Source organism: Acinetobacter sp. yr461 (genome assembly GCF_900110445.1).
Taxonomy (GTDB): Bacteria; Pseudomonadota; Gammaproteobacteria; order Pseudomonadales; family Moraxellaceae; genus Acinetobacter; species Acinetobacter calcoaceticus.
Genome location: NZ_FODU01000006.1, coordinates 22,622 through 36,927, shown reverse-complemented (window position 1 = coordinate 36,927; position 14,306 = coordinate 22,622). Strand labels below are relative to the sequence as shown.

Sequence of the window (14,306 nt, the reverse complement as noted above, 5' to 3'; positions counted from 1 at the left end):
ATGACTGCTCAAATGAAAACAAATGCATCAGCAAAAAAAGCTGTCAATTCACCCAACCACATTTTCGATACCTTTATTGTAGGTGCCGGTATTTCAGGTATAGCTACTGCCATTCGCCTAGATCAAGTTGGCTATACCAATTATAAAATTATTGAAAAAGCTGGCCGTGTGGGTGGCACATGGCGTGAAAATACCTATCCAGGCTGTGGTTGTGATGTACCATCTGCGCTTTATTCTTACTCGTTTGCACCAAGTGCAAAATGGAGCCATTTATTTGCTCGCCAACCAGAAATTTTAAGTTATCTGGAAGATGTGAGTAATGAGTTTAATGTCGCATCTAAAATCGAATTTAACAACGAATTGCTGAACGCCGCATGGGATGACTCACGCCATGTGTGGGTACTTGATACCACTACTGGTCAGTATTTATCTAAAACAGTTATTTTCGCTACAGGTCCAATTACCGAAGCACAAATTCCATGTCTTGAAGGTTTAGATACATTTAAAGGTGAGATGTTCCATTCAGCTAAATGGAATCATGATTATGATTTGACAGGTAAACGTATTGCCGTGATTGGTACTGGTGCATCTGCCATTCAATTTGTGCCCCAAATTCAACCAAAAGCGAAAGAGCTTTTTGTGTTCCAACGTACAGCACCTTGGGTACTACCAAAGCCAGACACAGACTTGGGCGAATTTAGTAAATCAGTCATTGCTAAATATCCATCTATTCAAGCAAGCTGGCGTAAAAGTGTAGCGCTAACCCTGAATGCAATTAACTTTGGTTTACGTAACCCGCTTGCACTTAAACCAGTAAATGTACTAGGTAAGCAATTACTTAAATTGCAGATTAATGACCCTGTGCTACGTAAAAATGTAACGCCAAACTTTGATATCGGCTGTAAGCGTATTTTGTTTGCTAATAATTACTACCCTGCACTACAAGCACCAAACACGTCTCTTATTCCACATGGCTTGGTTAAAGTTGAAGGTAATACGGTTGTTGCTGCCAACGGTGAACGCCATGAAGTTGACGTAATTATTTGGGGTACAGGTTTTGAGGTATCTCACCCGCCAATTGGTAAACGTGTTCATAATGAAAAAGGCCAATGTTTACAAGATTTATGGAAAGATAGTTCACCTGAGGCTTATTTAGGTACCAACATTGAAAATGTGCCGAATGCATTTTTAATTTTAGGACCGAATGTCTTGGTTTATGACTCTTTTATTGGCTTAGCTGAGGCTCAGCTAGACTATATTGTAGATGGCTTATTGAAAATTAAGAACAAGGGTATTAGCAAGTTCAACGTTAAGCCCGAAGTTATTAAAAAGCATAATGATCTGGTGCAAAAACACTTAAAAACAACTGTATTTAATAGTGGTGGTTGTAAGAGTTACTACCTTGATGCCAACGGCCGTAACTTCGCTGCATGGCCATGGTCATTGAAAAAACTTAAACAACGTTTGAAAAACGTCGATTTGAAAGATTATGAAGTGACTTATCAAACCACAAAAACTCATTAATTTGTAATTTCGATCAAATCAGTTGTAAGAAATGGGCAGTGTCTTTTATGTTTTCATGAAATACACTGCCTTCTTCGTTGAATATCTTCAAGAAATAAAAAAACAGGATAAAGATGAAAGAAGGTCAATCAAGTCGTACCGCCGAAGCTGCCGCTGCATTACGTGCAAATCATTTTCAAAATGCCACGAACCCTGTATTTTCAGACCCTTATGCTTTTGAGCTGACCAGTAAAGGCTGGAAAAAACTTCTATCTAGCCCACTTCTTGTTAAATTAATGAATTCTGCGGTTTTAAACCGTACTTTAGGTTTACTCAGCGGACAGGTAGTCGGACGTTCCCGTTATGCCGAAGATTTACTTGATCAGGCTGTTCAACACAATATTCAACAATATGTTTTGGTCGGAGCTGGCCTAGACTCATTTGTACTACGCGAGTCGCATCATTATCCAACTTTAAAAATCTTTGAAGTTGATCATCCTGATACTCAAGCTGCCAAACAAGCCAAACTAAAAAAGCTAGGAGATATTCCTTCAACAGTTGAGTTTGTCGCAATTAACTTTGAAAAAGAGTCTATTTCGGAAGCCTTAGCCAGAAGTTTCTATAAGCCGTCCGCTCCTGCATTTTTTTCGTGGTTAGGCACAACCCACTATTTAAACCCGCAAACGACTTTGCAGACTTTAAAAAGTATTGCTGAATTTGCAGCAAACGCTAGCGAAGTTGTATTCGACTATTCGACCGATTTTCAGGAGTTAACTGGTGTTGAACGACTTGGAAGCATGGGTGTTGCCCAGTTTACGCATTTGCTCAAAGAACCATTATTAGGTCAATTCAAACCGACTGATTTACATCGCGCAGTTGAACAGATGGGGTTTGAAGTCGTTGAAGATTTGTCAGGTGAAGCCATTACTGAACGTTATTTTAGTGCACGAGTAGATGAGATTCGTCACACCTCGGCGACACGTTTGTTGCATTTGCGCTTGAATAAATAAAGTTAGCTTGATGATTTACCACTTAACCTTACTGCATGCGGTGTCTTACCATGCCATCTTTTATAAGCATGAATAAAACTGGCAGGTTCGGCATATCCCAACCATTCGGCAATTTGCTCAATAGAGGCTTTCGGTAAAGTCAGATATTGTTCTGCTAAAACCTGTCTGACTTCTTCACGTATTTGAATAAAGGTCATACCTTCTTGAGCGAGATGACGGCGTAAGGTACGCGCGTTTAAGTGTAAACGATCGGCAACCATGTCCATAGAGGGCATTTCCCCTCGTACCCTCATTAACTGCTGCTGCACTAAATTAATAAATTTCTTTTGTGTTTGGCGCCTATCTAGAATTTGCCTACATTGTTCTTCAGCCGTATGCAAAATCAGGTCATTGGCCATTTGCAGTTTTTGGTCTACTTTGTGCGGATCGAGTAAAACAAAGTTCTTAGCTGCACCAAACTCCGGCAAAATTCCAAACAAATCGATATAGGGTTGTACCTCAGTTTTAGGCTGGAAAGTGAAAGCCATATACTGACAAAAATTATCTTGTACCAAGTCCCGTTGCACCGTAATGAGCGCCGCGGCATCGCGTTCAAGAATAAACTGGCGAACTGAAGGTGGTACGCCCTCATCTTCAATTTCAATCCGAATACCTTCATCTGTATCTGAAACTAGAAATCGGGTAAAAGCAAAAGTAAGTGAAAAATAAGTTAAAGCTAAATCAAGTGCTTCACGAATGCTGGCACTGCTCATGAGGGCCATGCCTAAAGGCCCAAATGTTGTAAAGTGATAGCGTGTACCTACATCTAAGCCTAATGTCGGCCTGTCTCCAAGCTGCTCAACCAAGTTATGAATAACCTGCAATTCTTGCTGACCTGTCACCACCATATTAGGGTCAAGCAATTGCTGTTGACTGATTCCAGTCTCTTCTAAAATGGTCTGATAAGAAATGCCTGATTCCACCGCAAAATCAGCCATTAATCGAACACTATGTACACTGCGTTCAAAAGCCCATGCATACTTCACTGTATTGCTCAGAATGTCCTCGAATCACAATATTTTGTCCTCATCCATCCTCTAAATCAAGCAAATAAACGACTATTCTGCATACAGGAAATTGCGATTCTTTCGCCCACTGTTTTTAAGGATTTTAGAGCAGCCTATGTTTAATTCGTCAGCTAATTCAAATAAAAATGTACGCATCGCCATTATAGGCACTGGTTTTGGTGGTTTGGGTCTTGCGATTCGTCTCAAACAAGCCGGCTTTGAACAATTTACACTCTATGAAAAAGCTGCCGATGTTGGCGGTGTCTGGCGCGACAATACTTATCCAGGTGCTGCGTGTGATGTTCCGTCACATCTTTATTCTTTTTCTTTTGAGCAAGAGCTGGGTTGGAAAAACCGTTACGGCACATCTCAAGAGATTTATCAATATTTAAGCCATTGCGCTGATAAATATGACATTCGCCCACACGTTCAATTTAATACAGAAATTGCCAGTGCCGAATTTGATGCATTACAAGGTGTATGGCACATTCAAAGTACCACTGGTGAGCATTTTGAAGCTGAGTTTTTAGTGGGTGCTGTGGGCCAGCTCAATCGCCCAGCCTATCCAAAACTTAAAGGCATTGAAAACTTTAAAGGTAAGGCTTTTCACTCAGCTCGTTGGGATCATGATTATGATTTAAATGGTAAACGTGTTGCTGTAATTGGTACAGGTGCGAGCGCCATTCAGTTCGTACCAGAAATTGCTAAAGAGGTTGCCCATCTTGATGTTTATCAACGTTCGGCACCTTATGTCATTCCAAAGCCAGATCGGGTTTATCAACCTTTAGAGAAAAAAGCGTTCCGTAAATTACCAATTTTGCAGAGTCTAGATCGTGCCTTGCAATATGGCCATCACGAAATTCGTCTGCTTGCTTTCACTACTTCGCTGAATGAAATGCCTTTAGTGGAATATTTATTCCAACGCCATATTCGTAAGGTCGTTAAAGACTCCAAATTACGTCATCGTTTAATGCCAGACTACCCAATTGGTTGTAAGCGTATTTTAATTTCCAACCAGTGGTATGAAACGCTCACTCAACCTCATGTAGATGTTATTCATACGGGCATTCAAGAAATCACTGAAAATGGCATTTTAGATACGGACGGAAATCTGCGTGAAGTTGATACCATTATTTATGGTACTGGTTTTGCTGCAACTGAATTTATGGCGCCAATGCAAATTACTGGATTGGACGGACGTACCTTAAAAGACACATGGAAAGATGGTGCAGAAGCTTATCTCGGTTTAACTGTTAGCGGTTTCCCTAATTTCTTTATGCTTTATGGTCCAAATACCAATCTTGGGCACAACTCAATTGTCTATATGATTGAAAGTCAGGTGAACTACATTTTAGATGCCATTCAAACATTGATAAAAAATAAGTTGTTATTCACCAATATTCGTGCAGAAGTTCAACACGAGTTCAACCAAAATATTCAAGAAAAAATGAAGAAAACCGTATGGGCACAAGGTTGTACAAGTTGGTATCAAACTGCTGATGGCAAGAATACCAATAACTGGCCAGGTTTTACCCTTGAGTATCGTCAACGTACTCGCCGCTTTGATGTGGAAAACTACACTCAAGTCTCGGCTCTTTCTTAATCAGCTTCACGATAGGAAATCAGAAAAATAAACGGGGTATTTTATGAAAACATTTAAGAACAAAGTCGCTGCTGTTACAGGTGCGGGTTCTGGTATTGGACAAGCAATTGCAATTGAACTGGCAAAACAAGGCTGCCATCTGGCACTTTCCGATATCAGTGAAGCGGGCTTAGCCAAAACAGTCGAGCTGTTAACGCCTTACTCAGTCAAAGTAACCACTCAGAAAGTCGATGTGGCTAAGCGTGATGAGGTTGCAAATTGGGCGAAAGCTGTTGTAAATGAGCATGGCCAAGTTAACCTGATCTTTAATAATGCTGGTGTAGCAATAGGTAGCACAGCCGAAGGTGTAAGCTATGAAGATCTTGAATGGCTCATTGGTATTAACTTTTGGGGCGTAGTTTATGGCACTAAAGAATTCTTGCCATTTTTAAAGCAAAGTGGTGATGGGCATATTATTAATATTTCTAGTATGTTTGGCTTAACAGCTCAACCGACCCAAAGTGCTTATAACGCAAGTAAATTTGCCGTTCGTGGTTTTACCGAGTCCCTACGCCAAGAACTGGATATGCAAAATGCTGGGGTTAGCGCAACGTGTGTGCATCCGGGTGGTATTCGTACCAATATTGCTAAAGCTGCACGTATGAATAATAGCGTCCAGTCTTTAGGCATGGACCCTGTTAAAAGTCAGGATGCTTTCGATAAATTACTTCGCACTCCTGCTGACGAGGCTGCTCAACAAATTTTAGAGGCTGTTCGTAAAAACCGCCGCCGCTTACTGATTGGAGCCGATGCGAAAGTCGTTGATGTGATTCAACGTATTCTTCCACAAGGCTACCAAAAGATTTTTGGAGCCGCGACTGCTTTTCAAACTCGCCTACTCAACAAACCAGCAAAATAAAAAAATCACTGATCAGCATCATCCTAAATTTAGGAGATGCTGATTAATAAATAACAAGCTCTAGTATGAGTTCTTATTATGAAGCAGCTTCTTGCATGGACCATCCGGAGTACACTACGTCCGGCTTTATCACCCAAGACTCCAGTGAAGTTACAACGTTTTTGTAGCGATGCAGCCAGTGCTATTGTGCTTGGGCCACGTGGCTATAAAACAAAAAAGCAAAAAATTGCTCAAGTGCCAACAGTTCATATTCAGTCCAAAACGACTAAGTCAGGGCTGGGTATCTTGTATTTACATGGCGGTGGCTATGTTGTTGGTAGCTCAAAAAGTCACAATAAACTTGCTGCTCAAATCGGACATGCAGCTCAAGCACAAGTCTGGTTACCTGAATATCGTCTAGCCCCAGAACACCCAAGCCCCGCTGCTATTGAAGATGTAGTTGCAGTCTATCAAGCTCTACTTGCCCAAGGACAAGACCCGAAAAAACTCGTGTTTGTCGGAGATTCTGCGGGTGGCGGGCTGAGTTTAAGCAATGCAATTGCTATTCGGGATGCAGGATTGCCACTACCAGCTGCATTGGTTTTACTTTCACCATGGGTTGATTTAAGTCTCTCTGGAAGCACTATGAAAACTCATGCTGCTCAAGATGCAATGCTGTCTGAAAATTGGTTAGCGTGGTGCGCAAAAAATTATTGCGCGCAAAAATCAGCAACCGATCCAGCCTGTTCCCCACTCTATGCTGACTTAACTGGATTACCGCCTATTCTGATTCATGTGGGCACTGAAGAAGTTTTATTAGATGATGCAAAACGTCTCGCTGAACAAGCTGGAAAATACGGCATTCCGACGAACTTTAGGATTTATGACCAAGTCGGACATGTTTTTCAATTCCACACGGGTATACTAAAAGAATCTAATGACTCGATTGAGCGCATTGGGCAATTCATTGATAAACATACACAGTCAATATAAAAAATAATCGCCAGAGAGGAGCCTCGGCATGACAACAAACAATTATGACTATGATTATCTCATTATTGGTTCAGGCTTTGGTGGTAGTGTTTCTGCTTGCCGTCTAACCGAAAAAGGTTACTCTGTGGCCGTAATGGAAATGGGGCGTCGCTGGAAAGCCGAAGATTTTGCGAAAAATAACTGGAATTCCCGCCGCTGGATTTGGCGTCCGGGCATGAAACTTTTCGGCTATTTCAATATGCGCTTTTTCCGCCATGTCACCATTATTTGCGGAAATGCCGTAGGTGGCGGCTCAATTACCTATGCCAATACCCTACTCGTTCCACCTGAACATATTTGGGACGAAGGCACATGGGCAGATGCTGCGGACTGGAAAAATGAAATGCCCCAGTACTATGCAGAAGCAGAACGTATGCTTGGGGTGACGGATAATAAAATTTTTGGTCCTGCCGACCATATGCTTAAACAAATGGGTGAAGCTATCGGCGTGGGTCACACATTTAAACCGACTCGTGTTGCAACCTTCTTTCCCCCCGAAGGTGAAGAAGGCGGAAAAACCTATCCTGACCCATATTTTAACGGTGAAGGTCCAGACCGTGCGACGTGTACAGCATGTGGTGGGTGCATGACAGGTTGCAAACACAACGCAAAAAATACTTTAGATAAAAACTATTTGTACTTTGCCGAAAAAAATGGCGCTAAGGTTTATGAAGAAACCAAAGTTGTTGATGTTAAACCACTCAATGGCAAAGCAGATGGCAGTGATGGCTATGAAGTAACCACTGAATGCTCAACCTCATGGTTTAATAAACAGCGTCGTACATGGAGAGTACGCAACGTCATTTTCTCGGCATCTTCTTTGGGTACGCAAGAGATGTTGTTCCGCTTAAAGCAGTCTGGTTCTCTGCCAAATATTTCCGATGACTTGGGTAATCGGGTTCGTACCAATGCCGAATCTATTTTAGGGGTTCGTTTCTTTGGTAAAGATGTCGACATGAGTAAAGGTGTTGCCATTGGTTCAAGTATTTACATAGACCATGACACTCATATTGAGGCAACTCGCTACCAAAATGGTTCCGATGCAATGGGTCTCATGTGTACTTACATGGCAAAAGGAAAACCGGGTTGGACACGTATCTTCTTTTGGTTATGGGCGTTAATCTGCCATCCATTTATTTTTCTACGCATGAGCAATCCGGTTGGTTTTGCGCGTCAAACCTTGATTTTCTTGGTGATGCAAACTGCCGATGCTTCAATTAACATGCGCTTGAAACGCAACTGGTTTTGGCCTTTTGGCAAGGTTTTATCTAGCGAAGGTAAAAAGCTACCAGTTTATATTCCACAGGCCAATACATTTACCGAAAAAGTCGCCAAAATGTTTAATGGCCACCCCATGACGACCATTACCGAAATTTTATTTAACGTGCCTTTTACCGCACACTGTATGGGCGGCTGTGCAATTTCCTCAAGCCCAGAACGTGGCGTGGTGGATGGACAAAATCACGTTTTTAACTATAAAAACTTATATGTTGTAGATGGTTCAATGTTAGGTGCCAATTTAGGTGTTAACCCAAGTCTCACCATTACAGCTTTAGCAGAACGTGCCATGTCTTATATTCCGGCTAAACACACTTTGGGCGAACATCAGGATGATACAGCAGATGCAGAAACCGTAGAAATCATCAAAGCTTCTGCTTAAAATAGAAATTTGTTTTATAAAAAAAGCCTATTTTAAAATAGGCTTTTTTTATTTAGCTTTTTAAATTACGAAGCTACGGCTTTAGCACGAGCTGCATGTAATTTTTTATAACTCTCGATCAGACGTAAATGTCGATCAAGCCCTTCTAGTTTCATGCTTGTTGGTGTTAAACCATAGAAACGAACGTTACCCTCGACAGAACCTAATACTGCATCCATTCGTGCGTCACCAAACATACGGCGGAAATTAGTAAGGTAATCTTCAAGCTCTAGTTCTTCATCTAACATCACTTCAAGAACCACGTTCATGCACTGATAGAACAAACCACGCTCAACGGTGTTAGTGTTATATTGCAGGTAAGTTTCGACTAACTCTTTTGCCTCTTCAAATTGCTGCAAAGCAACGTAAATCAACAATTTCAACTCTAAAATCGTAAGCTGTCCCCAAACTGTATTGTCATCAAATTCAATGCCAATGAGTGTGGTGATTTCAGTGTAATCGTCTAACTCACATTCTTCTAAGCGTTCAACCAACGCCTCAAGCTGTTCATCATCTAAACGATGTAGATTTAGAATATCTTCACGGAATGAAAGTGCTTTATTGGTATTGTCCCAAATCAAATCTTCAACGAGATAAATTTCTGAATAATCTGGCACTAAAATACGGCAAGCTGTTGCACCTAAGTGCTCATAGACTGCCATATAAACTTCTTTGCCCATTTCTTCGAGAATACCGAACAATGTTGCAGCTTCGTCTGCATTCGACTCTTCGCCTTCTCCAGAAAAATCCCATTCAACAAAGTCATAGTCAGATTTAGAACTAAAGAAACGCCAAGATACCAAACCGCTTGAGTCAATAAAGTGCTCAACAAAGTTGTTCGGCTCAGTCACCGCATTACTTTGGAAAGTCGGTTGTGGTAAATCATTTAAGCCTTCAAAACTACGACCTTGAAGCAGCTCAGTCAAACTACGTTCTAATGCAACTTCAAAACTTGGATGCGCACCAAACGATGCAAAAACACCACCCGTACGTGGGTTCATTAAAGTCACACACATTACAGGGAACTGACCACCTAACGATGCATCTTTAACTAGAACAGGAAAACCTTGTTCTTCTAAACCCTTAATACCAGCAACGATACCTGGATATTTTGCTAATACTTCTTCAGGTACATCTGGAAGTGCAATTTCACCTTCCAAAATTTCACGTTTTACGGCACGTTCAAAAATTTCTGACAAGCATTGAACTTGGGCCTCAGCCAAAGTGTTACCTGCACTCATACCATTACTTAGGTACAAATTTTCAATTAAATTTGATGGGAAATATACAACTTCATCGTCAGACTGGCGCACAAAAGGCAGCGAACAAATGCCACGCTCTACGTTGCCTGAATTGGTGTCATATAAATGCGTACCGAGTAATTCATCATCTGGGTTATAAATCTCAAGACAGTATTCATCTAAGATTTCTTTAGGCAATTCACCATTTGGACCCGGTTTAAACCATTTTTCATCTGGATAATGCACAAATTCAGCATTGGCAATCTCTTCACCCCAGAACTGGTCGTTATAGAAGAAGTTACAGTTAAGGCGCTCGATAAACTCGCCTAATGCAGATGCCAAAGCACTTTCTTTAGTTGCACCTTTACCATTGGTAAAACACATCGGAGACTGTGCATCGCGGATATGTAAAGACCACACATTCGGCACGATATTACGCCAAGATGCGATTTCAATTTTCATGCCCAAATTTGCCAAAATGGCAGACATATTGGCAATGGTTTCTTCTAATGGCAGGTCTTTACCCTGAATATAGGTATGGCTTTCAGAAGTTAAACTTGGCAATAGCAATGCTTGCGCATCTGCATCGATGCTTTCAACTTCTTCAATAATAAATTCAGGGCCAGTTTGAATAACTTTTTTAACAGTACAACGGTCGATTGAACGTAAAATCCCTTGGCGATCTTTCTCTGAAATATCGGCTGGTAATTCAATTTGAATTTTAAACGTTTGCTTGTAGCGGTTTTCAGGATCAACAATATTATTTTGTGATAAACGAATATTATCGGTTGGGATATCTCGAGCTGCACAATACACTTTCACAAAGTAAGCTGCACACAATGCGGAAGATGCTAAAAAATAGTCAAATGGGCCCGGTGCCGAACCGTCACCCTTGTAGCGAATTGGCTGATCGGCAATTACCGTAAAGTCATCGAACTTAGCTTCCTGTCGAAGATTGTCGAGATAATTAACCTTGATTTCCATGCTGGCACCTAAATATTTTTATGTGTCAGCACAGACACATAAAATTCTAAATATTGAAATATAAGCCGAATCACAGCGAAGAAATTGACTTAAAAAAATGAGAGATTAAAGCCATGTGTTTAATGAACGACTCAATTGGCTTTAATAAGATTGGCGGTATTATAGAGTGATTTTGTGAAGTTGATAACTAAAGTTAAAACATTGATGCTCACAATGTTTTAACTTGTCTTTAATTTAATAAATATTGAGCATTAAAATTTAAAGGTGTAATCAACATTCAACCGTGTTTCATTTGCCGAGTGAAATGTCATATTACTTGGCATATCGTTACGGTAGTGAGAAAAACGAGCTCGCATACCTAGGCCTTTTAATTTCCCTTCAGGAATTTTATAGCCTAAATCAAACTCCATCGACTCTTCTTTGAAACGCCGATCGCCATATTGCAGTAAATCAATATCTTCACCTTTTGCATAGCGGGTCATAAAGCGCAGTCCGTTTAATGAAACATCCCCTAATCGTGCATTTTTAAAGTCATATTCATAACGAATCGAATAGACTTTTTCGTCTTTATTTGAGTAGTCCGAACTCATAAAATCAAGCACGACCGGACTTTCCGTTCCCGACAAAAAAGGCAGACCAGTCGAGCCAAACGACTGCATGTAGCCCAAAGAAACCGTATGATTTTGATAGTTCAAACCAAATAAGCCACTCATATGGCGGTTATCGACCTCTCCTATTTTTTTGCTTCCAGTTTCTTCACTATTAAAAAAGCGTACATCACTTAAAAAATTAAGCTGGTCATTTAAAGGCTGTTTTCCGTTAAAACCCAAAAATTGTTGCTGGTAAATGTCTTTGAGTTCAGCATGGTAAGCGCGTAAACGGTAGTCCTTTAACTGATAACTTCCTCCCAGCGTGTAAAAAGAATCAGTGGTTGCCGCCTTATCAAAACGATGGTTGATATTGTCCGTGCCAACATCTGTAAAGCGGATTGAATCGCGTTGTCGCACTTCGTCGACATAAAATCCTTCTAATTGAAGATTTGGAATTTCTTTTGAAACAAAGCGAATACCGCGATAAGTCTGCGGAAATAAACGCGCTGGCGATGAAAATATGGTCGGTAATTGCGGAACCAGATCACCCACAAAAAGCTCATTTTTCCTAAATTTAGCCTTCCCTGTAATTCCGACTTTTCCATAATAATCGTCACGCGAGTTATCAGTATTTACGGGTAATAAGCCACTACGTGCATAGTCATCAGCCCGACTTCCCATTAGGTTAAAGCCTGCCATTGCCAGCACATCAACACCGAATCCAACTGTCCCTTCGGTATAACCAGACTGTCCTTTAAAAATTAAACCCTGCGCCCAATCTCTGGCTGCTGTATAGGGATATGGGTCTTTTTTATAGTCTCGGTCAAAGTAAAAATTACGTAGTGTCAGCTCAGCTTTACTGTCTTCAATAAACTCGGCATGCACAACTTGACTAAATAATGGGCACAAGCATACCCCCACCCATAATGGTGTCTTTTTCATTTTTATCTCAACTATTTAATTTTTAATGGATTAAGGTGCTGTTTTAAGCGAGTAGTTTTGCTCTTTCTTACTTCGGTAAAAAGCATTGCCTAAACTTAAAATCAGGAAAATAGCCAAAATAAACACCACACCGTAATAGGCATAAAGTGTTGCAGGTGCAATACCTTTATCCAGAAAAATACCTGCAATCGTTGGCGATAAAATTGCCCCAATACGGCCAAAACCAATGGCATAACCCACACCGCGACTACGGATTTCAGCGTTATAAATTGTTGGAGAAATAGAATATAAACCTGCCACACAGCCATTAATAAGTGTGCCGAGTAATAACCCCACCATGAGTGCAACACTCACTTGAGCAGACACTGCAACAAATAGGAAAACACAAGCAGACGTTAGCCCTAAAAATAGGCTTAAGGCATAGAAAATTTTTATGCGTGATGCGAGTAAACCAATAATAGCCGCACCGAAAATACCGCCAATACTAATTAAAATACCGGTACTTACACCTTGCTCTGGTGACATTCCCATTGAAATAAGAATTTTTGGCGTCCAGCTCATGACAAAGTAAAAGCCAAACATCACTAAAAAGAACGCAAACCAAAGGCAAAGTGTTTGAAACCCTAATTGCCCTGCAAATAACTTACTCAGTTCACTACCATTTTGCGTGCTCATTTTTTCATAGCGCGGCATAACTGGTAGTTCGTTAAGTCCCATACGATTTACAGTTGCATTAATTCGTTCCAATGCCTGTTTTGGTCGTTTCGCGAGTAAATAATCTAAAGATTCAGGCAATAACCATGCACTGATCAGCAACATTGCAATGGTGGTGATTCCACCTGCTAAAAAGATTGAACGCCAGCCTAAATGTTCAATCAATGCCAGTGATAGTACTCCGCCCAGTGTCGCGCCAATTCCATAACCGGTAGACATTAAACTAACCGCAAGACTGCGCCAGCGAGCATTGGCATATTCACTTGCTAGCACATTACTGCTGGCAAGAATACCACCCACCCCAATTCCAGTAATAAACCGAAGTGCTGCCAACATGCCGTGGCTTTGCACAAAAGCACAGCCCAACATGCTAAGACCAGCAATAACAAGACAAACTAAGATGAGTAAACGGCGACCGATTTTATCGGCTAGAGGTGCGAGAAAGATTGAACCAGCAGCCATTCCAAAAAGGCCTGAACTAAGCAACAAGCCAATTTGTGCCCCTGAAAGTGACCATTCTGCTGACACGGACGGTGCGGTAAAAGCCATCACCATCACATCAAAGCCATCAATAATATTGAGACAGATACAAATCAAAATTACGAACCATTGGTATCGGCTCATATTGTTTTGATTGATCTCACTTAGAACGTCTCTTTCCATTTGTGTATCTCCCTTGGATCAGACATACACACGACATTGCTATATAAGCAATTGGGTGGTTATGCACATCCGTATCCATAATGACCTAGAGGAATATTTGTTTTTTGAGCATCCTGCTCTTTTTCTATACTGAATATTTGGATCCAAAAAATCAACAATATTTTTAAAATTTAATTTAACAACCGACAATACATTGAAAAATATATCTATAATTTATTAATAAATTTTTAAAACAAAAATATGGATCCATAAATTATTTACCCATTTTCAAATCGGCTATTCGAAAAACGATCCAACTTCAGCTTAGGATTGGAAAATTTTGGATCCAAAATAAACCAATTAAAATTTCATCCCTGAAATTCAAAATAAATATAAAAGTCTTTAATAGCAATTAAAAACATA

General features: G+C 40.6%; 10 protein-coding genes. 6 read left to right on the top strand and 4 right to left on the bottom strand.

What is annotated here, in order from left to right; translation table 11 throughout:
• Together BMW38_RS10760 and BMW38_RS10755 are read left to right on the top strand one after the other, a co-directional pair.
• The gene (locus tag BMW38_RS10760; protein ID WP_092707831.1) at nt 1-1,524 is read left to right on the top strand and encodes a flavin-containing monooxygenase; all 1,524 of its coding nucleotides are present in this window, start codon (nt 1-3) and stop codon (nt 1,522-1,524) included.
• A gap of 113 nt (nt 1,525-1,637) precedes the next feature.
• A complete protein-coding gene (locus tag BMW38_RS10755; RefSeq protein WP_092707829.1) occupies nt 1,638-2,513 on the top strand; it encodes a class I SAM-dependent methyltransferase in 876 nt (291 codons plus the stop codon).
• A 2-nt stretch (nt 2,514-2,515) separates the two neighbouring features.
• Here the strand turns inward: BMW38_RS10755 and BMW38_RS10750 are convergent, their stop codons facing one another.
• Nucleotides 2,516-3,538 (bottom strand): AraC family transcriptional regulator, encoded by a 1,023-nt coding sequence (locus BMW38_RS10750; RefSeq protein WP_092707827.1) that lies wholly within the window; start codon nt 3,536-3,538, stop codon nt 2,516-2,518.
• A 136-nt stretch (nt 3,539-3,674) separates the two neighbouring features.
• Between BMW38_RS10750 and BMW38_RS10745 the strand changes: the two genes are divergently transcribed.
• From BMW38_RS10745 to BMW38_RS10730, 4 genes are all read left to right on the top strand, one after another.
• The gene (locus tag BMW38_RS10745; RefSeq protein WP_092707825.1) at nt 3,675-5,162 is read left to right on the top strand and encodes a flavin-containing monooxygenase; all 1,488 of its coding nucleotides are present in this window, start codon (nt 3,675-3,677) and stop codon (nt 5,160-5,162) included.
• A gap of 43 nt (nt 5,163-5,205) precedes the next feature.
• Complete coding sequence (locus BMW38_RS10740; protein ID WP_092707823.1) at nt 5,206-6,060, top strand: SDR family NAD(P)-dependent oxidoreductase; 855 nt, start codon at nt 5,206-5,208, stop codon at nt 6,058-6,060.
• Between the two features lie 78 nt (nt 6,061-6,138).
• Complete coding sequence (locus BMW38_RS10735; RefSeq protein ID WP_092707821.1) at nt 6,139-7,032, top strand: alpha/beta hydrolase; 894 nt, start codon at nt 6,139-6,141, stop codon at nt 7,030-7,032.
• A gap of 28 nt (nt 7,033-7,060) precedes the next feature.
• Nucleotides 7,061-8,731, top strand: a complete 1,671-nt coding sequence (locus tag BMW38_RS10730; RefSeq protein WP_092707819.1) for a GMC family oxidoreductase — start codon at nt 7,061-7,063, stop codon at nt 8,729-8,731.
• A 65-nt stretch (nt 8,732-8,796) separates the two neighbouring features.
• Here BMW38_RS10730 and BMW38_RS10725 read toward each other — a convergent pair whose 3' ends face one another.
• The 3 genes from BMW38_RS10725 to BMW38_RS10715 all read right to left on the bottom strand — a co-directional run bounded on the left by BMW38_RS10725 (nt 8,797) and on the right by BMW38_RS10715 (nt 13,904).
• Entirely contained in the window at nt 8,797-10,995 is a 2,199-nt protein-coding gene (locus BMW38_RS10725) for an OsmC domain/YcaO domain-containing protein (RefSeq protein ID WP_092707817.1), read from the bottom strand.
• 251 nt (nt 10,996-11,246) lie between these two features.
• On the bottom strand, nt 11,247-12,527 hold the full coding sequence (locus BMW38_RS10720) for an OprD family outer membrane porin (protein ID WP_092707815.1): 1,281 nt from the start codon (nt 12,525-12,527) through the stop codon (nt 11,247-11,249).
• A gap of 30 nt (nt 12,528-12,557) precedes the next feature.
• Nucleotides 12,558-13,904 carry an MFS transporter gene (locus tag BMW38_RS10715; RefSeq protein ID WP_092707813.1) on the bottom strand — a complete coding sequence of 449 codons (1,347 nt, stop codon included), beginning with the start codon at nt 13,902-13,904 and terminating at the stop codon, nt 12,558-12,560.
• Nucleotides 13,905-14,306 lie beyond the last annotated feature (402 nt).

Coding starts and splice junctions, on each gene's coding strand:
- BMW38_RS10760 (WP_092707831.1), top strand. CDS start 1: ATGACTGCTCAAATGAAAACAAATGCATCAGCAAAAAAAGCTGTCAAT.
- BMW38_RS10755 (WP_092707829.1), top strand. CDS start 1,638: ATGAAAGAAGGTCAATCAAGTCGTACCGCCGAAGCTGCCGCTGCATTA.
- BMW38_RS10745 (WP_092707825.1), top strand. CDS start 3,675: ATGTTTAATTCGTCAGCTAATTCAAATAAAAATGTACGCATCGCCATT.
- BMW38_RS10740 (WP_092707823.1), top strand. CDS start 5,206: ATGAAAACATTTAAGAACAAAGTCGCTGCTGTTACAGGTGCGGGTTCT.
- BMW38_RS10735 (WP_092707821.1), top strand. CDS start 6,139: ATGAAGCAGCTTCTTGCATGGACCATCCGGAGTACACTACGTCCGGCT.
- BMW38_RS10730 (WP_092707819.1), top strand. CDS start 7,061: ATGACAACAAACAATTATGACTATGATTATCTCATTATTGGTTCAGGC.
- BMW38_RS10725 (WP_092707817.1), bottom strand. CDS start 10,995: ATGGAAATCAAGGTTAATTATCTCGACAATCTTCGACAGGAAGCTAAG.
- BMW38_RS10720 (WP_092707815.1), bottom strand. CDS start 12,527: ATGAAAAAGACACCATTATGGGTGGGGGTATGCTTGTGCCCATTATTT.
- BMW38_RS10715 (WP_092707813.1), bottom strand. CDS start 13,904: ATGGAAAGAGACGTTCTAAGTGAGATCAATCAAAACAATATGAGCCGA.